General features: G+C 72.5%; 1 protein-coding gene. It reads right to left on the bottom strand.

The genetic code is table 11. The features are described 5' to 3' along the window. Positions 1-151: 151 nt before the first annotated feature. Positions 152-1246, bottom strand: a 1095-nt coding sequence (locus MWU75_RS19600; RefSeq protein WP_281497561.1) for an SGNH hydrolase domain-containing protein, incomplete at its 5' end; no start/stop codon positions are given.

Here is a 1246-nt window from a genome sequence, read left to right on the forward strand (position 1 = left end):
CCAACCCCCGCGTGATACACCATCACCAACAACACAGCCACCGCCCGCAACCCCTCCACATCCCCCCGAAAACCCGCACGCACAACAGACCCGCCGGCCCGGCCAAACCCAGGCAAACGGGTCCGCGCGCCGGCGGGAGGGGCGGCGGAGGTCACAGCACCTCGTCGACGAGCGGCACGAGGTAGGCGGCGAGCGGCTCGGTCAGCACAGAGACGAAGGTAGCGGTGATGTGCGACCCCTGCCGGTAGGTGAGCACGTTGCGGAAGACCCCGACGCACGTGCCGCCTGGGCACACCCACGGGTCCATGTCGACGAAGTGGGCGTCCTCGACCTGCGCCACCGCGTCCTGCAACGTCCCGGAGGCGGGCGAGGGCTCGTAGGGCCAGCTGCAGACCGACGGGTCCTCCCGGTGCTCGTCCACGCACTCGTACACCGGCCCGGAGCCGCCCGGTTGCGGGGTGTCGGACAGGGCGATCACGCGCGTGCCCTGGTCGTTCAGGGCGCGCCAGAACCGGGCGTAGCCGTCGGTCAGCCCCTCGGCGGTCATCTCCGCGGCACCGTCCTCGGGCAGACCGATGCTCTTGACCCCCGAGGTGATGGCGACGTCGGGTCGCTCCGCGCCGGTGAGGCGGTCCAGGACGTCCTGCCCCCAGGCCCGGCACTCGCGGTAGGGGCTGTCCTCGACGAGGAGCATCGAGTCGGCGAACGCGCAGGCCTGCTTGGTGTAGACCCGCACGAGCCAGCCCTGCTCCTGGCCGAGGGTGTCCAGGGCCGGCACCCACTGCGCCACCTTGGAGTCGCCGACGACGGCGACGACGACGTCACCGTCGAGGTCGCCGAACTCGCACGGCTCGGAGCTCGTGTCCTCCGCCGTCCGCTGGCACCCCTGGTCATAGAGCGCCGGCACGTCCGCCGTCGCCTCCAGCGGGTCCGGGGTCAGCTGGTCGAAGAACGGCGGGTCGCCCGGTTGCTCCACGCCCGGCAGCGGCAGACCGGCCGACTCACCGCCCGCCGGGCCGTCCGTCCCGGTGCCGTCCTCCGTGCCGCCGCCTGTGCCGTCGTCCGCGGCCGCGCCACCGTCCTGGGTGCTGCCCTGGGTCCAGTCGGCTCCGGTCGGCTGTCCGCCGCCGGTGGTGGTGGGGGTGGTGGCCTGGATGAGCAGGAGCCCGGCCAGCAGGGAGACGGCGGTGAAGTTGAATCCCACGGACAGGGCATAACGAGGTGTGGCGTTCAACGTCCGGGCGTG

The organism is Ornithinimicrobium sp. F0845 (assembly GCF_023015765.1).
Classification (GTDB): Bacteria; Actinomycetota; Actinomycetes; order Actinomycetales; family Dermatophilaceae; genus Ornithinicoccus.